The 20,288-nt window shown below is 59.1% G+C and carries 17 protein-coding genes; 8 read left to right on the top strand and 9 right to left on the bottom strand.

All coding sequences use genetic code 11. The features are described from left to right. Positions 1–64: 64 nt before the first annotated feature. Together NH398_RS10640 and NH398_RS10635 are read left to right on the top strand one after the other, a co-directional pair. Complete coding sequence (locus NH398_RS10640; RefSeq protein ID WP_253018465.1) at positions 65–1,828, top strand: ABC transporter transmembrane domain-containing protein; 1,764 nt, start codon at positions 65–67, stop codon at positions 1,826–1,828. An 87-nt stretch (positions 1,829–1,915) separates the two neighbouring features. Then, entirely contained in the window at positions 1,916–2,146 is a 231-nt protein-coding gene (locus NH398_RS10635) for a hypothetical protein (protein ID WP_159343394.1), read from the top strand. Between the two features lie 29 nt (positions 2,147–2,175). On the opposite strand, the gene speB is transcribed toward NH398_RS10635, so the two are convergent. Beyond that, complete coding sequence (gene speB, locus NH398_RS10630) at positions 2,176–3,078, bottom strand: agmatinase (protein ID WP_253018787.1); 903 nt, start codon at positions 3,076–3,078, stop codon at positions 2,176–2,178. 169 nt (positions 3,079–3,247) lie between these two features. On the opposite strand from speB, the gene NH398_RS10625 reads away from it, so the two are divergent. The 3 genes from NH398_RS10625 (at position 3,248) to NH398_RS10615 (ending at position 7,416) form a co-directional block, all read left to right on the top strand. Next, positions 3,248–4,171 (top strand): LysR family transcriptional regulator, encoded by a 924-nt coding sequence (locus tag NH398_RS10625; protein WP_159343393.1) that lies wholly within the window; start codon positions 3,248–3,250, stop codon positions 4,169–4,171. Positions 4,172–4,385: 214 nt separating this feature from the next. Beyond that, positions 4,386–5,957: a Re/Si-specific NAD(P)(+) transhydrogenase subunit alpha gene (locus NH398_RS10620; protein ID WP_253018463.1), complete on the top strand. Its 1,572-nt coding sequence runs from the start codon at positions 4,386–4,388 to the stop codon at positions 5,955–5,957. A gap of 16 nt (positions 5,958–5,973) precedes the next feature. After that, positions 5,974–7,416, top strand: a complete 1,443-nt coding sequence (locus tag NH398_RS10615; RefSeq protein WP_253018461.1) for an NAD(P)(+) transhydrogenase (Re/Si-specific) subunit beta — start codon at positions 5,974–5,976, stop codon at positions 7,414–7,416. Positions 7,417–7,510: 94 nt separating this feature from the next. On the opposite strand, the gene NH398_RS10610 is transcribed toward NH398_RS10615, so the two are convergent. The 5 genes from NH398_RS10610 to NH398_RS10590 all read right to left on the bottom strand — a co-directional run bounded on the left by NH398_RS10610 (position 7,511) and on the right by NH398_RS10590 (position 13,323). Beyond that, positions 7,511–9,766 (bottom strand): PilC/PilY family type IV pilus protein, encoded by a 2,256-nt coding sequence (locus tag NH398_RS10610; RefSeq protein WP_253018459.1) that lies wholly within the window; start codon positions 9,764–9,766, stop codon positions 7,511–7,513. Between the two features lie 1,175 nt (positions 9,767–10,941). Continuing rightward, positions 10,942–11,388, bottom strand: coding sequence for a PilX N-terminal domain-containing pilus assembly protein (locus NH398_RS10605; protein ID WP_253018457.1), 447 nt, complete (start codon positions 11,386–11,388; stop codon positions 10,942–10,944). Between the two features lies 1 nt (position 11,389). Beyond that, on the bottom strand, positions 11,390–12,424 hold the full coding sequence (locus tag NH398_RS10600) for a PilW family protein (RefSeq protein ID WP_253018455.1): 1,035 nt from the start codon (positions 12,422–12,424) through the stop codon (positions 11,390–11,392). Between the two features lies 1 nt (position 12,425). After that, positions 12,426–12,833 carry a type IV pilus modification protein PilV gene (gene pilV, locus NH398_RS10595; protein WP_159343389.1) on the bottom strand — a complete coding sequence of 136 codons (408 nt, stop codon included), beginning with the start codon at positions 12,831–12,833 and terminating at the stop codon, positions 12,426–12,428. A 19-nt stretch (positions 12,834–12,852) separates the two neighbouring features. Continuing rightward, a complete protein-coding gene (locus NH398_RS10590; RefSeq protein ID WP_159343388.1) occupies positions 12,853–13,323 on the bottom strand; it encodes a GspH/FimT family protein in 471 nt (156 codons plus the stop codon). A 452-nt stretch (positions 13,324–13,775) separates the two neighbouring features. Between NH398_RS10590 and katG the strand changes: the two genes are divergently transcribed. The 3 genes from katG (at position 13,776) to NH398_RS10575 (ending at position 17,772) form a co-directional block, all read left to right on the top strand. Beyond that, positions 13,776–15,932, top strand: a complete 2,157-nt coding sequence (gene katG / locus NH398_RS10585) for a catalase/peroxidase HPI (protein ID WP_253018453.1) — start codon at positions 13,776–13,778, stop codon at positions 15,930–15,932. 138 nt (positions 15,933–16,070) lie between these two features. After that, positions 16,071–16,259 (top strand): hypothetical protein, encoded by a 189-nt coding sequence (locus tag NH398_RS10580; protein ID WP_159343386.1) that lies wholly within the window; start codon positions 16,071–16,073, stop codon positions 16,257–16,259. After that, positions 16,252–17,772 carry a sodium:solute symporter family protein gene (locus NH398_RS10575; RefSeq protein ID WP_253018451.1) on the top strand — a complete coding sequence of 507 codons (1,521 nt, stop codon included), beginning with the start codon at positions 16,252–16,254 and terminating at the stop codon, positions 17,770–17,772. Before NH398_RS10580 ends, NH398_RS10575 begins: the two co-directional genes overlap by 8 nt. A gap of 43 nt (positions 17,773–17,815) precedes the next feature. Here NH398_RS10575 and NH398_RS10570 read toward each other — a convergent pair whose 3' ends face one another. From NH398_RS10570 to NH398_RS10560, 3 genes are read right to left on the bottom strand one after another with little or no spacing between them, the layout of a single operon-like run. Beyond that, on the bottom strand, positions 17,816–18,748 hold the full coding sequence (locus tag NH398_RS10570) for a biotin-dependent carboxyltransferase family protein (protein WP_253018449.1): 933 nt from the start codon (positions 18,746–18,748) through the stop codon (positions 17,816–17,818). After that, positions 18,745–19,449: a 5-oxoprolinase subunit PxpB gene (pxpB, locus tag NH398_RS10565; protein WP_058577450.1), complete on the bottom strand. Its 705-nt coding sequence runs from the start codon at positions 19,447–19,449 to the stop codon at positions 18,745–18,747. The genes NH398_RS10570 and pxpB overlap by 4 nt, the downstream gene beginning before the upstream one ends. Beyond that, entirely contained in the window at positions 19,446–20,198 is a 753-nt protein-coding gene (locus NH398_RS10560; RefSeq protein WP_253018447.1) for a 5-oxoprolinase subunit PxpA, read from the bottom strand. The genes pxpB and NH398_RS10560 overlap by 4 nt, the downstream gene beginning before the upstream one ends. Positions 20,199–20,288: the final 90 nt, after the last annotated feature.

The raw sequence follows: 20,288 nt of genomic DNA, 5'->3' as shown, positions 1-20,288 counted from the left end.
GCCCTGCAGAAACGCCTGATGCCTGCTATGGTCAACGGCTGTTCCCTGCTGCCGAGTCCTCCCCATGAGTCACTCTTCTCGTCCGCGTGTTCTTCTTCGGCTGCTGCATTTTCTTCGCCCCTATCGCCTGCGCGTAGCGCTGGCGGGGGGCGCGCTATTGGTTGCGTCTGGCAGTGTGCTGTTGCTGGGCCATGGCCTGAGACGCGTCATTGATCAAGGCTTTCTCGCGGCCGATGCCCATGCGCTTGCCACGACGTTGGGGGTCCTGCTTGGCATCGTGGCGCTATTGGCGGCCGCCTCGGCGCTGCGTTACTACCAAGTCACTTGGATTGGGGAGCGATTAGCGGCGGATCTACGCCAGCGGGTGTTCGAGCATCTGCTCTCATTGGAGCCCAGCTTTTTCGAAAGCGCGAGCGACGGACGCGCCGCCGGAGAGATCGCCTCGCGCCTGACGGCGGATACCAGTGTGCTGCAGAGCCTGTTTGGTTCATCGATCTCCTTGGCGTTGCGCAATGGCGTCATGCTGGTTGGTGCCGTGGTGCTCATGTTGCTGACCCAGCCCTGGCTCTCTGCGCTGGTGCTGGTGGGCATTCCCGCGACGCTGCTGCCCATCGTGTGGTATGGGCGGCGGGTGCGACGGCTCTCGCGCACCAGCCAGAACCACGTGGCGGAAGTAGGCCGCTACGCCGAAGAGGCGCTCAGCGGCTTGACGACCGTGCAAGCGTTCACTCAGGAAGCCGGTGAGCGCCACCGCTACGGCCAGCGGGTCGAACAGGCGTTTGGCAGCGCCGTGGCGCGTACCCGCCAGCGGGCATGGCTGACCGGTGTGGCCATGCTGGTGGTATTCAGTGCCGTGGGGGTGATGCTGTGGCAGGGCGGTCTTGCGGTGCTGGAAGGCAGTATGAGCCCCGGTGAACTCTCCGCGTTCATCTTCTACGCCGTGCTAGCCGCTGGCGCGGTTGCGACGCTGGCCGAAGTGGCGGGCGATGTGCAGCGCGCCGCTGGCGCTGCCGAGCGTCTGCTGGAGCTGCTCGAGACGCCCCCTACCATTCAGTCACCGGCGCAGCCGGTCACGCTGGCTCAGCCACTTCGAGGAGCGCTGACGCTTGCGCAGGTGCGCTTCACGTATCCTGGACGCTCTACGCCCGCGCTGGACGCGATCGATCTTCATATTCGACCTGGTGAGCGGGTCGCGGTGGTGGGCCCCTCCGGTGCGGGTAAAAGCACGTTGCTGGCACTGCTACTGCGCTTTTACGATCCTGATCAGGGGCACGTCATGCTGGATGGCGTGGATATTCGCACCTTGGCGCTGTCCGAGCTACGCGGTGCGCTGGGCTTGGTCGCTCAGTCGCCGGTACTGTTCAGTGGCACCGTGGCGGAGATCCTGCGCTACGGCTGCCCAGAAGCCACTGAAGCGCAGCTTCGCCTGGCCGCCCAAGACGCCAACGCGCTCGCGTTCATTGAGGCGCTGCCGCAAGGGTTCGATACGCCGCTGGGGCCGGGCGGGGTGCAGCTCTCGGGCGGTCAGCGTCAGCGATTGGCCATTGCCCGTGCGCTGCTGAAAAACCCAGCGGTGCTGCTGTTGGATGAAGCCACCAGCGCGCTGGATGCAGAGAGCGAGCGATTGGTGCAGCGCGCGTTAGACCGGCTGATGCAGGGGCGAACCAGCATCGTGATTGCGCACCGTTTGGCAACGGTGGTGCATGCAGACCGTTTACTGGTCGTTCAAGAGGGGCGGCTGGTGGCGTCCGGCACGCACGCCTCGCTCATGGAGCGCAGTGATCTCTATCGTCACCTCGCAGCGCTGCAGTTCGGACAACACACATGAGCGACACGCGACTGGCCATCATGACAGGCCAGCGGCCACGCACGGTACCTGATAGGGCAGTTGGATAGGGTAAGGAGAGGCGAGAAAATGCCATCAAGATATCGTCAACGAGGTGTTTGGCTGGGGCTGTGCTTAGGCCTACTGGGGTTGCTCGTCATTGGTAGTATGTGGACAAGCGGCGCGGCGGCGCTGCCGCATGTGCTGGCAGCGCTGACCGTTTTGATTCCGCTCACCCTGTTTGGCGTCGTGCTGAAAAGTCCTTGGCCGGCCGTCGGGGCACTGGCGCTGCTACTGGTCATTGACCTGACCCTACGCTGAGCGCTTCCGCAAGGTGAGCGGCGAAACGCCTACGCCTTTTTGGAGGCCGCGAGGGTGTAAAGGAACTCCAATCCCAGCGTGGCTGCCGCCAGCGAAGTAATATCGCCGTGGTCGTAGGCCGGGTTCACTTCTACTAGGTCCATACCCACCAGTTCCATCCCCACCATGCCGCGCATCACTTTCAGCATCAGGTCGGTGGACATGCCGCCGCATACCGGCGTGCCGGTGCCCGGTGCGAAGGCGGGGTCCAGGCCATCAATATCCAGCGTGACATACGCGGGGTGGTGACCCACTCGCGCACGAATCCGCTCCAGCACCGCCGCCGGGCCGTGGTCGTTCACCCAATCGGCATCCAGTACTTCGTAGGGATGGTTGCTCCGGTCATAGCTGGTGCGAATACCGATTTGCAGCGAATGCTCCGGCACGACCAAGCCTTCCTGTAAGGCATGGTGGAAAATGGTGCCGTGGTCAAAGCGCGTGCCTTGCTCATAGGTATCGGTATGGGCATCGAAATGAATCAGTGCCAGCGGGCCGTGCTCACGGGCGTGAGCGCGTAGCAGCGGTAGGCTGATGTAGTGGTCACCGCCCAGCGTCAGCATCTTCTTACCCGCTTTCAGCCAGCGCATGGCGTGGGTTTCCAGGTTATCCACCAGGCTTTCAGGCTCGCCATAGGCGTAATCCAGGTTCCCGGCATCGCACACCTGCAGGCGATCTTCCAGAGCAAAATCCCACGGCCAGCGCTTGCCTTCCCAAATCAGGTTGGCGGTGCTTTGGCGAATGGCGTTCGGCCCCATACGCGTGCCAGAACGGCCAGAGCACGCTAGATCAAACGGTACGCCGCTAACCACGACTTCAGCATCGGTGGCGTTGGGGTCAGTCGCTTTGGGCACGCCCATAAACGTGGAGATAACGTCACCAAACAGGCTGGGCATGATCTGAGATGGGGTCACCTAACGTGTACTCCTATGGTGTGCAGCAGTAAGAAAAGGGTGGCAAGCGCGAGCGGGGATGCTCAAAGAAGCGCGACGATAAGGAATTTTTAGCGATGAATGAAATGAATGTTTAGAATGAAATCATTCATTGCATGAATAGTGAGGCGCTATGCGGTCGCTCCGCCACTTTGATCTGAATTTGCTGCTGGTCTTCGAGATGCTCATGCGTGAGCGACACGTCACTCGCGCTGCCGAAAAGCTTCACTTGAGCCAGCCAGCGCTCAGTCATTCGCTCAAACGCCTGCGTGACGCGCTAGACGACCCGCTATTGGTACGCACCGAGCAGGGCCTGCAGCCCACGCCCCGCGCCATGGCGCTGCTCCCCGTAGTGCAACAGGCATTGACGTCGTTACAGGCGGGGTTGGCACCGCCAGCCACCTTTGCCCCCGCGACCAGCACTCGGCACTTTACCCTGGCGACCACCGACTACTTCGAAGAGGTCATGTACCCGGCGTTTCTGAGCCAACTGTTGAGCTATGCCCCCGGGATTAGTTTTTCCATCGAGCTGATTACTCCCGACGTCCTGAGCGACGCGTTAGAACAGCGCCAAGTAGACATGGTAGTAGGGCTGGATCGCCAGTCATCGCTCCCTAGCGGCGTGGTGCAAACGCCCTGGATGCACGAAGAGCTGGTGTGTCTGGCGGCCCAGCACAATCCGCACGTGGGGGAAGCGCTGGAACTCGAGGCATTTGCCCGCCAGCTCCACGTAGAACTCGCCGATATCAGTGGTCTGCTGCCCAGCCGTATCGAGAGCTGTCTCGCCCAGCACGGATTGAGCCGCCGGGTGATCTCGAAAAACCTCAACTACATCGCCGCCGCACGGGTCGTGGCGCTGACCGACGCGATCATTACCTTGCCTCGCCAAATGGCCGAGCGCTTCGTTGCCATGCTGCCCGTACGCATGGTGGCCCCACCGGACGAACTTCCCGAATTGACCATGACGCTGATCCAGCACAGCCTCTACGCCAATGCGCCTGCCAACGTATGGCTGTACGAAGAACTCACCGCCTTTGCCAACACCGTGCGCCGTTAAAGCACTCCCTTTTCCAGATCAACGTGTTGTAGATAAACAACGCAGTTGAAGCAAAGGTTGAATGGTCACTGGCAGGCTCGGCGTTAGATCCTAAACTGCTAGCTGGCGCGTTGTTTGGCGCCGCAGTGAATGAACAGCGCTCAACGACGCTAGCGATGACACGCTGGCGGTGAGGGGGCGGCGCTGTTGGCGGGACAACCAAGGGAGAAAGCGTGTGAAAATAGGCACACCAAAAGAGAGTGCCCGGGGAGAAGCGCGGGTCGCGCTGACCCCCGAGAGCGCAAAGCATCTTCAAAAGCTGGGCCATGAGTGCCTCATCGAAACGGGGGCGGGCTTGGCCGCCGGGTTCAATGACGACACCTATCGCGATGCTGGCGTCACCGTGATCGAGAGCGCCGACGCGCTGTGGCGCGACGCTGAGGTGGTCATCAAAGTTCGCGAGCCCTCTGATGAAGAGGCCAAGCGGCTGCGCGAAGGCCAAACGCTGATTGCCTTCTTCTGGCCAGCCCAAAACGAAGCGTTGCTGGAAACCTGCAAAGCTCAGGGTGCCACCGTCATCGCGATGGACATGGTGCCGCGTATTTCTCGGGCGCAGAAGATGGATGCGCTGTCGTCCATGGCCAACATTGCGGGCTACCGGGCCGTAATCGAGGCGGGCAATAACTTTGGCCGCTTCTTCACCGGTCAGGTGACGGCGGCGGGCAAGGTGCCGCCTGCGAAAGTACTGGTGATCGGTGCTGGGGTGGCGGGCTTGGCGGCGATTGGCACGGCGACGAGCCTAGGCGCCGTAGTGCGCGCTTTTGACGTGCGCCCTGAGGTTTCTGAGCAGATCGAATCCATGGGCGCCGAGTTCCTGTTCCTCGATTTCGAGGATAGCCAGGACGGCTCCGAGAGCGGTGGCTACGCGGCCCCTTCGAGCCCTGAGTTCCGCGAAAAGCAGCTCGCGTGCTTCCGCGAACAGGCTCCGGACGTGGATATCGTGATTACCACGGCACTGATTCCCGGCAAGCCCGCGCCCAAGCTCTGGCTGGAAGACATGGTCGCCGCCATGAAACCCGGTTCGGTGATCGTAGATTTGGCCGCCGAGAAGGGCGGTAACTGCGACCTGACGCAGCCCGACGAGCGCGTGGTGAGCGATAACGGCGTGGTGGTGATTGGCTACACCGACTTCCCCTCGCGCATGGCGACGCAAGCGTCACTGCTTTACGCCACCAATATTCGCCACATGCTCACCGACCTTACCCCTGAGAAAGACGGCGTGATCCATCACAATATGGATGACGATGTGATTCGCGGCGCGACGGTGACGCACCAAGGGGAAGTCACCTTCCCACCGCCGCCGCCGAAGGTGAAAGCCATTGGCGCGGCCAAGCCGAAGAAAAAAGAGAAAGAGCCCACGCCCGAAGAGAAGAAAGCCGCCGAACTGGCCACCTTCAAGGCGCAAACCAAGCGCCAGGTCACCATGCTGGCCGTAGGGGGCGCGCTCATGCTGTTGTTGGGACTTGTGGCGCCTGCTTCGTTCATGCAGCACTTTATCGTCTTCGTATTGGCCTGCTTCATTGGCTTTCAGGTGATTTGGAAAGTGAGCCATTCACTGCACACCCCGCTGATGGCGGTAACCAACGCCATTTCCGGCATCATTATTCTGGGAGCGATACTACAAATTGGCTCGGGCAGCGCGGTGGTGAGCGTGCTGGCGGGTATTTCCGTACTGATCGCGTCTATCAATATCGTGGGTGGCTTCCTGGTGACACGCCGGATGCTGGCCATGTTCCAAAAATCCTAAGCGGCGGAGAGACGATATGTTAGAGCAAGGATTCGTATCTGCCGCGGCGATTGCGGCAAGCGTGCTGTTTATTCTGTCGCTGGGCGGGCTGAGTAATCAGGAAAAGGCCAAACGAGCCGTGTGGTACGGCATCGTCGGGATGGCGTTGGCGGTGTTTTTCACCTCTTTCGGCCCCGGTATTGGCGCCTACTGGTGGCTGATTCCCATGATGCTGATTGGCGCAGGCATCGGGGCCTACGTGGCGGGCAAGGTCGAAATGACCGAAATGCCTCAACTCGTGGCGGCCCTGCACAGCTTTGTGGGCTTGGCAGCGGTCTTCGTTGCCTGGAGCGCGGACCTAGAGCGTCGCCGGGTGATGGCAGCTCGTGCCGCTGAGGCATCGCTGGATCAGTTCTCCGCCTTTGCGGCGCTGGTGGCGACCAAAGCCCCCGATGAGCTGATGTTCCTGCAAATCGAGGTGGTGCTAGGCATCTTTATCGGCGCGGTGACGTTCACCGGCTCGGTGATAGCCTTCGGCAAGCTCGCTGGCAAAGTGGACGGCAAGCCGAAGCAGTTGCCCGGCGGCCACATGCTGAATGCCGGTGCGGCTGTGCTTTCGCTGCTGCTGGCGATTATGTACCTCAACGGCGCAGGCTTTTGGACGCTGCTGGTGATTGCGGCGCTGGCGTTCTTTATCGGTTACCACCTGATCATGGGCATCGGCGGGGCGGACATGCCGGTGGTGGTCTCGATGCTGAACAGCTACTCCGGCTGGGCGGCGGCGGCGATTGGTTTCACGCTCTCCAACGACTTGCTGATCGTCACCGGGGCGCTGGTGGGTTCCTCCGGGGCGATTCTCTCTTACATCATGTGTAAGGCGATGAACCGCAACTTCGTCAGCGTGATTTTGGGAGGCTTTGGAGGCTCCCAAGGGCCTGCTGCCGAGATCGAAGGCGAGCAGGTGTCCATCGATGCCAACGGCGTTGCCACGGCACTCAACGATGCCGACAGCATCATCATCGTGCCGGGTTACGGCATGGCGGTGGCGCAAGCCCAAACGGCGGTGAGCGATCTCGTGCGTAAGCTGCGCGCGGCTGGCAAAACCGTACGCTTCGGCATTCACCCCGTGGCCGGGCGCTTACCAGGACATATGAACGTGCTGCTGGCGGAAGCCAAGGTGCCCTACGATATCGTGCTGGAGATGGATGAAATCAACGACGACTTCGCCACGACCGACGTGGTCATCGTCATCGGCTCCAACGACATCGTGAACCCTGCGGCCGAAGAGGACCCCAACAGCCCCATTGCGGGGATGCCCGTTCTCAAAGTCTGGGAAGCGAAGCAGGTGTTCGTCAGCAAGCGTGGCCAGGGCACCGGCTACTCGGGTATCGAGAACCCGCTGTTCTTCAAAGAGAACACGCGCATGTTCTACGGCGATGCCCGCGATAGTCTGAATGCACTGCTACCGCTGGTGGAGTAAGTCGGCAGAACGCTAGGAATAGGTCATGATTCACAGCGCGTGATGAATAGGGGAGCCCATGGCTCCCCTGTTTTTTTACCCGCTTAGGTGTCGTTCAGGTGTCGTTCTCTTCCCCGGTTAACTGCCGCCAGGAGCGCCGCCCCAGATGGTCATCGCTAAAACCAATCGTGATGGAGCCATCGCCATTCGGTGAGGCGTTTGGGTCATCCGGGTTGCCGACGAAGAGGCGCTCGATGTTGCCATCGCTCACGCCCACCAAACGCTCGCCGGTGCCTGCCTGAAGGCCGGTAATGGCATTGCCGTTGATCGTAGCGTCGCTATCGGGCGTACCGTCTCCATTGAAGTCGAACGTGGTCGAGCCGCCGCTGCCGCCGGTGTCGGCCAGTAGCGACATAAAGAACCCGCTACGCCCACCGCCGCAGGGGTCGGATTCGTCAGGGAGCAGCGTCGAGAAGCGCACCCGCCGTGGGAGGCTACTGGAGATCGACGGGGCGGCAATCACCCGCTCTCCGGCAGGCAGCTCCAAGCGCCAGCCCACGTCGTTACTGTCAGGGGCGAAGTTGGTGCTGGCGCGGCGGTTAAAGCCACTCTGTGAGTTTTCACCCGTAATGCGTTGAAGCAGTAGATCGCTTTGAGTAATGGTCGAGCTGCGATTCACTTGGTCACGCAGGCCGATGAGCTGCTGCGTCGAGCGATCGCCAATATCGCCGTTGCGGAAATAGCTGCCGGTGCCGAAACTGATCAGTAGCGTATCCGGTGAGCCGCTGCTGAGGGTTACGGCGGGGGCTGACGTGATGGGCTGGCTATCGTTGCCTTGATATAGCTGGTTAACGTCGCCATTGCCGGTTAATGAGAAGCGCCACATATTGCCCGCCAAGTCGCCTGCGTAGGCAAAGCGCGCGCCATTATAGCTCGGCCAAGCGGTGACGGTTGGCGTTGCCAGCCCGTTGGGTGCCTCCGCACTGCCGACGTCTGTCTGGATCTGCTTGATCAACTCCCCCGTAGCGAGATCCACCACGAACAAAGATGCTTGATAACCTGTGCTGTTATAGCCATTGCCAAAAATAGCGGCCCATGTGCCATCGGTTAGCTGCGTGATCGTGGGTTGAGTGACCCCCGTGCCCAGCTCGGGATGGCGAAATTCCCAAAGCACGTCGGCCGCCCTCATATCGGTTGGGTCGCTCACATCGAGTGCAAACACCGTCCGTCCACCAGCGCCCATAGTGCCGACGGCCACGGCAGAAGGGCCACCGGAGATGTTCACTTCACGAACCGCCGGGGTGCCATCCATAAAGTAGCGGTGGTTATAGTCGGGTTGCATCAGTGAGCGAATGGCGGGCGCATCGCCTTGGGTCAGTTCAGCCGGTAAAAAACCAAACAGTTCTCGGCCGGTCTTCGCATCGAAGCCGTGCAGCATACCGTCGTTGGCCGCCGCCAGCAGAAGCGCTGCACGGTTGTCGGTGCCCTGCAGGTACACAGGGTTGGCATTGATGATATCGCCCAGCAGCGATTGGCGTTGCCGTAACTCGGGGACGGTTTGTCCTTGTAGCCAGCGCACTTCGGCACTGCTTAAACCGCTGTTATCAGCGCTGAGCAAAACGCCGCTTTCAGTGCCGTTGTCCAGTCGCCGGTAAGTCAACAGCCGTCGATTGCCCGCTTGCTCGGCCAGTTCGGCTTCGGCATTCCAGCGCTGGCTGCGCGTGCCATTCGATGCGATCTCCGATGCTGCTAAACGCCCTGACCAATCCTCACTTCGAAAGCCTGCGGTATAGAGTAGGTTGCCATCTTCAAGACCAAATTCGTCGCTATTCACCGCCGCGGAGGTGTTGGACTGAGACGCGGCGATGATATTGCCCAGCACCTGCTGCATGACTTCGTTCAGCGACGCTGCATCGTTGGCGAAGTAGGCCCGCTCGGTGCCACCTGCTCGGGCGAGATCCCCAAGCGGGTCATCGGAAACGTTGGGTAGATTGGCGATATCGGGGGGGAGACTGAAGCCAACCACATAGGTTCTCACCGGATTGGGAAGACGTGTGTCAGTGTCGTCGTAGAGTCGCTTAATGGCCGCCTCGGCGCTGGCCAAAGCGCCGCTAACGTCGTTGCCTAGCGAGTTTCCCGAGCTGTCTACCGAGGGTAAACCGTCGGTCAGCCAAATATTGGCATTTACTAAACACTGTTGGGCATCTGGGTTATTGATGTTGGGAATAGAAATGTCTGCACGACGCCCCTGGTAGGGGCCAAACGAGCTGCCTCTCTCTGTATTGTTTAAAAAGTAATCACGAGCGGTGTACATGGTGCCTTCTAAAGGTGTCAGGCCCGCTGATATGAGCGGCCAGTTGGCGTCCGTCATGGGATTACCAGTCCCATTCCAGTCATGTCTTTGTGTGCCAAGCTTGACGTCGATGGCATCCCAATGGTCCTCGTCTACCATGCCTTCATCGCTGATTCCTCCAATAGGCACGTGCAGATAGCCTAGGCCCGGAGAAGACGTTGTCCGCCATTCAAGTTGTCTAAGGGGGTAATTGATTAAATAGTCACCAAAGTGAGGAATACCTCGCTGACGCAAGCCATCCGTCAACAGGACTCTATAAGTATTAAAGTAATCGTCAAAGCGCGGCTGAGTACTCTCAATGTCCCTATAAGCGTAATAGGTTCTTTCCCCTCTGCTTTGATAAAACTGATCGCTTTGTCTATCCGCTGCACTCATGTATTCAATGTTATCGGTGGTGGGTACGCCAAATGTCCCATCGGTATAAGTGTATCCAGGCAGACCAACATTGAAAAATGCGTAAATATTCTCGTTGGGTAGCTTGGCGCGATAGCGCTTGGTTGGTGAATCCCAGCTTCCCTCAAAATTCGGGTCATAAAAACTAGGTGTCATTGATGTGCTAAAGCGGGGAGCCAACATGCGTTCGGTAAGCCGCCAGCGAACAGTACCTCCTGTACTAAAGTCATTGCGAAAATTTGAGGCAGGGTTTTGTTGATACGCCATTAGGCCTAGATTAAGTTCACCGCGATATTGCGCGATGAGCTCACGCCCGACACTTCTCATGATGCTAGATTTGCTGAGTGGCGATCTTGCCCCAGCGGGACACTGAGAAGCATTGAAAGTGTCTGGCTGGCAGGCGGCAAGCGTTTCACGGTCACCCTCTTTACTGCCAATGGCCACGCGACCGTCTAACCCTTCCTGGCCGCTTTCTGAATTATCTAAAATGAGTAGAACGTTAGGTGGAACGCGACTGACCACGTTCAACGGAGCAGGGGAGAGGCCTGTTTGGTCGTCGGGGATGTCGTAATTGTCATCAATGGGTTCGTCGCCCCCTCCGCCGATAGGCGGTTCTGGCTCAGGCTCAGGCTCAGGCTCTGGTTCTGGTTCTGGTTCTGGCTCAGGGTCCGGCTCCGGATCGGGAGAAGGGTTTTCAGGTTGAGAGTCTGGAGGAAAGTTACCAGCAGCGATCGCTTTCCGCTCTACAGAGCCTAGCGTCAGCGACGTGATCAACAAGAGTAACGCGAGTCGTGCACATGTCATGGTGCCACTACCTCCACCTGCTGCTGACGAACGTAGAGGGCTTCGAGCGTGACGCTGGTATCTTCACCACGGCCAAACCCTTCGGCATCAATACGATAAAGCATCTCGACCACCTCGGTGCCGTCATTGACGGTACGCGACCCCAGCGGTGCTAGCGTCTGGATGCGATAGCGCGGGTTGCGTGTGAGTTCTTCCATATCCATGTCATGGTTGCTCCAGCCATTGCCGGGGGTAGCGCCGTTTTGTAACTGGGCCTCTGCTTCGCTCAGTGCGGCCTCTGCTGTCTGAAAGGCAACACCGTAATCACGCTGGCTAGAGGCCATACGGTCTTGGGTAATCGCCCCTTGCATGGAAGAGAGGCTCAAAATGGTGACAATGGCGAGGAAGATCAGGCTCAACACGAGCGCCATTCCTCGCTGATGCCTCAATGCGTGGCTCTGCATGCTAGCGATTCCTCAAAGAAACGGTCGTCGTGAAGGCTTGATAAATCCGCCCGTTGCCGCCGGTAAATGCGTTGTCCCCTCGAAAATTGCCGATCGCCAGCGTGGTGTTGGCGTTACGCAGGTTGGGACGGTCGCTTTGTACGATGAGCGTAACGCGCGCCGCCCTCACGTTGGGCCAATCCGCAATGTCGATCCCTTCGGGCGATACATAGGCGTCGTCGATCAAAAACGTCGTGCGCATGGCCACCACATGGCTGGCTACCACCTCGTTACGGGGCGTCGTTGGGCTCAGGTCCAAGCGCATCAACGAGGGTACGTTATCGTTGTTGATATCTTGCCCAACGTAGTAGATCGCACTGCTCAAGGCGCTCAGCGATACGTTTTGGCCCGCACTGTAGGTGAGTCCGCTCGCATTACCCCAGTGGCTCAGATTGGGGGCGAGGTTGCTTTGCCAACCGGCCGATGCCGTTTTCTGCAGCGTTCGCGCATCGTTAGACGTGTTGTAAAAAATATCGCAATTCTGCAGCCCCTGCAGGAGTACCAGTCGACGGTTAAAAACGGCTCCTATCTCTCGGCTCAGCGTGATTTGCTGGTTGTCATCGACGCGCTCGACAGCCAGGGAGTCGCTGGTAAATCCTGTGCGAGCGACCAAGCCGCCACGAAACGCCAGCACATCCTGACCATCGACGGGCCTCGTGAGGCTTGCCGTAAAATCATGGTTGCTGGGCGTGTTCCATGCTTGAAGGGGCAAGGCGTCCGCATTGCTATCCGCCCAGTGACGTAGATGGACGCTCGTCTGGGGCAGCGCACAGCCGCCACTATAGTCGGCTTGGCGAAGCTCACGGGCCAACGTATCCAGTGCAAACCGACCGGTATCCTGCATATCGGCCAGCGCGGTTTGAAAACGGTAGCTCTGCTGGGAGGAGATGAATAGCTGGGTCGCACCTGCCATGACCAATAAGCCAATGACCATGGCCACTAACAGCTCCACGAGCGTAAAGCCTGCCTGTGTTGTTTGAGGTTCGCCTCTGCCCACGCTATAGCTCCGAAACCAGTTGTATTTGCCGGATGTCGTTGGGAGACGAGGTGTCGTCCCAGCGAACGGTGACACGAATGCGTCGATTGTCGACCTCGATACCTCCAGCGCCGCCTGGCAGCATGGTGATGATATCTGCGATCCACTCGGTTTGATCCGTGGCAGGCAGGTCGTCGCCGTCGACCTCCTCGCCGAGCGTAAGTGCATAGTCCGCCGCTTGCTCTCGGTTGGCGCGAATGCGATCCAGCATGTCCTGGGCCATATTGGTGGCCTGGGTTTCAAAATAGGCAGCGCGGTTATGTACCAGCGACTGGGTTTGCAAGCCGAGCACCCCAAGCAAGCCAATCGACAACACGAGCAGTGCGATCAGTGACTCCAGCAGTGAGATACCTCGTTGTGGTGTTGGCATGGCGTTGCTCGCTAATGAATTAGTCGCAGGCTTGACGGGTAGTGAGTACACGGGAAATGCCGCTCGGTTCGATACGTACGCAGCGGCCTATCTCATTCAGCGTGACGGAGACGCTTTGTGAGGCAAACGCTGCCGTCACCAAGCGCCCCTGGCTATTGAACGTAAAACGCTCAGGCGCATTCACTATGGCAATGTCGTCTACTTCCTGGGACCAGCGACGTAGTACCACCTCATCGGCCTGCACTTCCCAGCCATCACTCCAGCCTTCGGCCACGGGAAGGAGGTTGACGGACTGGTTACGCCGCACCGCTTCGCTGCGGGCAAAGCTCAGCGCGATTTTATAGTCGTTGGTGGTCGTGACGACGCGGTTTTCCTGGATGATGCGTGAAAAGTTCGGGATCGCAATGGTGGCTAGCGTGGCGAAGAGCGCCAGGGCCACCAAAAGCTCTAGCAGGGTAAAGCCAGGTGCGGGACGTCTAGCCGTCAGCATGAGGAATTACTCTGAGAGGTCGAATCGAAAGCAGCGCTATGGCTGCGGCTGCCGCTATCCGCGGTAATGCCGAGGTCGGCTGAAAACATTATATCGATATTTAATTTTATGGTAGGAAAGTATAGCGTTTATACCATACGGCGATGGTGCAACAAGGCAAGAAGCCGCGCGGATATTCGTCATACACTGTCATAAAAGTCGCGCTATGCTCCAAAGGCACGGACGCATAGATACCTATCGACGAGGGAGGCGATATTTTCAATAGCTGCGAGCTATTACATTGGTCGTAAAATGCAAATTGTGACTATTGCGAAGGTGCTTTAAAACTGTGACACGTGAATAACGCATTCCTGCGCTAGCGACGGTGGGCGTCGGTACCTCATCTAGCGTGAAGATGCACAGCATTTGTTCCCTTGGTATCACCAAGGCTAAGAGCAATAAGGGAGAGAGCTATGAGCGGTAAATGTCCTGTCATGCATGGTGGTAACACCTCGACCGGTACGTCCAACAAGGATTGGTGGCCGGAAGGGTTGAACCTGGATATTTTGCATCAGCAAGATCGCAAATCAGACCCGATGGACCCGGATTTCAACTACCGTGATGAAGTCCGTAAGCTCGATTTCGACGCGCTGAAAAAAGACGTTCGCGCGCTGATGACTGACAGCCAAGAGTGGTGGCCCGCTGACTGGGGGCACTATGGTGGCTTGATGATCCGTATGGCTTGGCACTCCGCAGGCACCTACCGTATTGCTGACGGCCGTGGGGGCGGTGGTACCGGTGCGCAGCGCTTTGCACCGCTCAACTCCTGGCCGGACAACGTCAGCCTGGATAAAGCACGTCGCTTGTTGTGGCCGATCAAGAAGAAGTACGGCAACAAAATCAGCTGGGCTGATCTGATGATTTTGGCCGGTACCGTGGCGTATGAGTCCATGGGCCTGCCCTCTTACGGCTTTTCCTTCGGTCGCGCCGATATTTGGGAGCCCGAGAAAGACATTTACTGGGGCAACGAAAAAGAGTGGCTCGCGCCCTCTGACGAGCGCTACGACGACGTCAACAAACCCGAAACCATGGAAAACCCGCTGGCCGCCGTCCAGATGGGGCTCATCTATGTAAACCCGGAAGGTGTCAACGGTCAGCCGGACCCGCTGAAAACCGCCCAGCAGGTGCGTGAAACCTTCGCCCGTATGGCGATGAACGACGAAGAGACGGCGGCTTTGACCGCTGGTGGCCACACCGTCGGTAAGTGTCACGGTAACGGTGATGCCTCTGCGTTGGCCGCTGAGCCAGAAGCCTCTGACGTTGAAAACCAGGGCTTTGGCTGGGGCAACCCCAACATGCAGGGCAAGGCGAGCAACGCCGTGACCTCGGGCATTGAAGGGGCATGGACCACCAACCCTACGAAGTTCGATATGGGCTACTTCGATCTGCTGTTCGGCTACGAGTGGGAACTGAGAAAGAGTCCTGCCGGTGCCCATCAGTGGGAGCCGATCAACATTAAGGAAGAAGACAAGCCGGTCGACGCCAGCGACCCCTCGATTCGCCACAACCCGATCATGACTGATGCGGATATGGCGATGAAGATGGATCCGACCTATCGCGCTATCTGCGAAAAATTCATCGCGGATCCGGAGTACTTCAAGAAAACTTTCGCGAAGGCGTGGTTCAAGCTGACGCACCGTGACCTGGGCCCGAAATCACGTTACATCGGCCCGGAAGTACCGGCAGAAGACCTGATTTGGCAAGACCCGATTCCGGCAGGTAACACTGACTACTGCGAAGAAGTGGTCAAGCAGAAAATCGCGGAAAGCGGTCTGAGCATCAGCGACATGGTCGCCACCGCTTGGGACAGCGCCCGTACCTATCGTGGCTCCGACATGCGCGGTGGTGCCAACGGTGCCCGGATCCGTCTGGCTCCGCAGAATACATGGCAGGGCAACGAGCCGGAGCGTTTGGCGAAAGTGCTGAGCGTCTACGAGCAGATCTCGGCAGACACCGGCGCTAGCGTGGCTGACGTGATCGTACTGGCCGGTAGCGTCGGTATCGAGAAAGCCGCGAAAGCAGCAGGTTACGAAGTACGCGTGCCCTTCCTGAAAGGCCGTGGCGATGCGACCGCCGAGATGACCGACGCGGACTCCTTCGCACCGCTGGAGCCGCTGGCCGATGGTTTCCGCAACTGGCAGAAGCAAGAGTACGTGGTGAAGCCGGAAGAGATGCTGCTGGATCGTGCGCAGCTGATGGGCTTGACCGGCCCGGAAATGACCGTGCTGCTGGGCGGTATGCGCGTATTGGGCACCAACTATGGTGGCACCAAACACGGCGTTTTCACCGACCGCGAAGGCCAGTTGACCAACGACTTCTTTGTGAACCTGACCGATATGGGGAACAGCTGGAAGCCGGTAGGTAGCAACGCCTACGAAATCCGCGACCGTAAGACCGGTGCCGTGAAGTGGACCGCCTCGCGTGTGGATCTGGTATTTGGTTCCAACTCGCTGCTGCGCTCTTACGCAGAAGTGTATGCCCAGGACGATAACGGTGAGAAGTTCGTTAAAGACTTCGTCGCCGCCTGGACCAAAGTGATGAACGCTGACCGTTTCGACGTCGCGTCGTAAGTCAGCAACGGTTCGTCGTACTATCTAAGGCACCCCTAGTGGGTGCCTTTTTTGTATGCGTGTCTGGGCATCGCTGGTTCGTCAGCTTTGCTACAGTAGCGTGTGCTTTCCCTCCCATGTAACAACACGAGATCGACGATGACACGCAGTAAATGGATATGGCTCGTATGGGCCGTTGTCTTGTTGAGCTATTTAGTGCCTTACACGCTGTTGAGCGACGTGTCGCGGTGGTACGGCAGCTTTTTGTTCTGGACCGTGGCCGGACTGGTCATCATTGCGCTGAACGTGTTCATCACCTCAGATTTTAAGGAACATGGCGATGACTGAGTCGCTCATTGGGTGGTCCATCGCTATCTATGTGGTCGTCGCGATTGGCATCGCTATGTTGTCGCGCCAACGCTCGGCGAAAGGCGGCTCAGACAGCATGTCGGGGTACTTTTTGGGTAACCGCCAAATGAACGGCTTGGTCTCGGCGCTGAGCTACAGTGCCACAACGTATAGCGCCTTCATGATGGTGGGCTTGGCTGGCCTGACCTATGCGGGTGGCGTGGGCGCGCTCGGTTTTGAAATCATCTACTTTGCCGGTGTCTCACTGGTGGCGGTTTTCGGCCCTAAATTCTGGGCGGTCGGCAAGAAGTTCGGCTACGTGACGCCCAGCGAGATGCTGGGGCATCGTTACCATAGCAAGCCGGTGGCCATGGCCGTGTCGATAGCGAGCTGTATCTTCCTGATTCCTTATTCTGCCGTCCAGCTCGCCGGGGTGGGTTATCTGCTTCAGGGGATGACGGATGGCACCATCACGTTTACCACTGGGGTCGTGCTGGCCACGGTGATCGCCATTTTCTTCTCCTATATCGCCGGGATTCGTTCAGTCATGTGGACCGACTCGCTCCAGGCCATCATGATGATCGTGGCGTCCACGTTGGTCGCGCTCTTGGTGATCCAACACCTGGGCGGTTTTAGCGTACTCTTCGATACGTTGGCAACGGAGCACCCTCAGTCCCTGACGGTACCCGGCCCAGGGCTATTCAGCTTTGTGACCTTTCTAGGGCTCACCATTCCCTGGTTCTTCTTTAGCCTGTCGAATCCGCAGGTCAGTCAGCGTCTTTTCATGCCCTCGTCGCTGCGCTCAATGCGCCACATGCTGATTGGCTTTTTGGTGTTCGGGTTTATTTACACTCTGGTCTCCGTGCTGTGGGGGTTCTCGGCGTTGGCCGCTTTCCCTAGCCTAGAGCGCGCCGATTTAGCCACGCCCACGCTACTGGCCTCCGAGTTCGTGCCGCCCGTATTAGGCGTGATAGTGATGATCGGCATCATGGCGGCGGCCGTTTCCACCATCGACTCGATCATGCTGACCCTGGCATCCATGGTCTCCCGCGACGTCTATGCCAACCTCAAACCCAGCGTTAGTGAAAAGCGTCAACTGCTGGTGGGTAAGTGTGTGGTGCCAGTGATTGCACTGATGGCGCTGGCGTTCGCCGAGCTGCAGCTTGACCTGATTGCAGTGCTGTCGGTGGCCGCCTCGTCGGGCTTGGTGGCTATGGTGCCTGCGCTGATCGGTGCTTTCTATTGGAAGCGCGGCACGGCTGCCGGTGCACTGACCAGCGTGGTGGGTACCAGCGCCTTTGTACTGCTGATGTATGCCACCGGCAATTCACTACTGGGTCTGCCTGCCGGTGTATGGGGCATTGTGGTCGCGAGTGTGCTGTTTGTTGGCGTTAGTCTTGTGACCAAGCCTCATCAAGCCTCTACCGATGCTTTCTTTGCCGCCATCGCTGAAGAGTTGGGTACACAGCGTCGCACTGCCAATGACCCGGCGAAGAAGCAAGCGGCTCATTAGGCACTCCTAGCGATAAAAGCCCCTGATGAGGGGCTTTTTAGCCTTACTGCCACTTCAATAACTGCGCTCTGTAGGCCGCCTGCGCCTGCGTCGCACTAATGGGCTGCAAACGCACCTTGGTGCCCGGCAAGCACTGGGCGAGGCGGGCGCAGGCCATGGGCGTCAAAGCACCCAGGCGCGGGTAGCCACCGATGGTTTGGCGATCGTTCATCAGAATGATCGGCTGACCATCGGGAGGAATCTGCACGGCACCTAACGGAATCCCCTCAGAGACGATGCCGCCCAGGCGGCTGTTCAGCGCTTTGCCGGTGAGTCGAATGCCCATGCGGTCGGCGCGTTGGTCCACGGTCCAGGGCTGGTTGAAGGCATCGAACAGGCTGCGCCCGGCAAAGTGCGCGGCTTGGGAGCCCAGCACCATGTCCAGCACGGTTTCTTCTGAGTCGGGCAGGGGAAGCTGGGTGCCTTGGGGTAACTGTCGCGGCGTGGCGCTGCTGCCTTTCCAGGTGAGCTGATCGCCGGTTTTAAGCGGTTTGCCATCTTCGTGCAGGCCGCCGATGTGCTCTCTTGCCGTGCAGGCTTGGCTGCCCAGCACTGTTGGCGCATCAAGCCCGCCAGGAAAGGCAAGGTACGCGCGCAGGCCTTTTCGCGGCTGACGAAAGACCAGCGTTTGGCCCGCTTGCATCATAAAGCTGTCGTTGGGCGTCAGCGGCTGGCCATCCAGCGTGGCGGCAAGGTCGGCTCCGGTGAGGGCAAGGCGCACGTCGCTATTGGCCACCAGCGTCAGGTTGCCGCCCATGACGATTTCCAGCGCGGCGCTCTCCAGCGGGTTGCCCAGCAGCCAGTTGGCCCAGCGGAAGGCGATCCAGTCGGCGGCACCGCCCTGAGTCACGCCTAAGTGGCCGACGCCGAAGCGGCCCGCATCTTGAATCAGCGCCAGCGGTCCGGCTTGCTTGACGGTCAACATGGGTTGGCTCATGACCGCTCCTCCAGCGGGGTCGTATCGCCCCCAGCCGCTTCAAATTCTGATTGGGATATCGCCTTAAAGCGCACTTTATCGCCCGGTCGCAGCAGCGGCTCGCCACGTTTGGCGTGCTCGAAAAGCGGCACGGCTGTTCTGCCAAGAATGTTCCAGCCGCCGGGGGAAAGTAGCGGATAAATGGCGGTTTGCCGGTCGGCAATGCCCACGCTTCCGGCCGCGACGCGCCGGCGGGGCGTTTTCAAACGCGGCGTGGCAATGGCTTCATCCACTAGGCCCATAAAGCCGTAGCCAGGGGCAAAGCCCAGTGCAAACACGCAGTAGTCGTGGCTGCAGTGGCGCTCAATCAGCGCCTCGACGCTGAGCCCAGCGCGCTGGGCAACTGTGGGTAGCTCCGGGCCAACGCGCTCGTCGTACCATACGGGGATTTCGTGGAGCTGGCCCTGTTGGGCATCGGCGGGCGTTAAATTGCGCAGCGCACTGCGCGCGAGCGTCGAGGCCTGGGCAAAGGTGAGCTTTTGGCAGTCGTAGTGCACCAGCAGGGTGGTGTACGACGGAATGAGATCAATCAGCGCGTGATCGAAGGCGCGCCGTAGCGCCTCGTCGGCGGCCATGATCCACGCCATATTGCTTTCATCAATGGCATCGAACAGACGCACCGTCAGGGCGTCCATCGCTGCCGTTTCTAAGCGCAGTTTCACGCGGACTCCAGCGCCGTAAAGGCCTCACGAATGGCGCGCACGGCGGCCACGGATTCGGGGTTATCGCCATGCACGCAGAGCGTGTCGCAGGGCAGGTACAAGGCGCTGCCATCCCGTGCGGTGAGGGGTTCCCCTTTCGCAAGCGTGACGGCTTGGGCGACGATGGTGGCTTGGTCGTGGTGCACGGCCCCCGGCAGGCGGCGAGAGGCTAAGTGCCCAGTGGCCTCATACGCGCGGTCTGCAAAGGTTTCAAACCACAGCGTCACGCCCATTTTTTCCGCTAACTGACGATGCGGCGCTGGATTGGCGGTGGCCATCACCATGAGCGGCAGGCGGACATCGAATGCCTTCACGGCGCGCATGGCACCTTCCAGCAATGCCAGATTGGCAGCCATGTCGTTGTACATCGCCCCGTGGGGTTTGACGTAGCTCAGCGCGGTGCCTTCCGCTTGGCAAATGCCCGCTAGTGCGCCGATTTGGTAGAGCATCATGTCTTCCACTTCGGCAGGCGAGCAGGCCATGGAGCGGCGGCCAAAGCCCATTAAATCCGGGTAGCCAGGGTGCGCACCGATTTTTACGCCGTGCTGAACGGCAAGCTTTACTGTCTTGCGCATCACGTGGGGGTCGGATGCGTGGTAACCGCAGGCAATGTTGGCACAGTCAACGTAGGGCATGACATCGGCGTCCAAACCAATCGACCAGTTGCCGAAACTTTCGCCCATATCGCAGTTAAGCAGCGGAATCGCCATAACGTCTCCTGCAGGATTGCGTGTTGTTAGTAATTGATATCGCAATTAATTAGCTAAATGAGGAAACCATTTGCTAATCATGATGACTCG

The organism is Halomonas sp. CnH100-B, from assembly GCF_024124605.1.
Taxonomy (GTDB): Bacteria; Pseudomonadota; Gammaproteobacteria; order Pseudomonadales; family Halomonadaceae; genus Vreelandella.
Note: the sequence above shows the minus strand (reverse complement) of the source record. Positions and strands in the feature narration are given on the sequence as shown.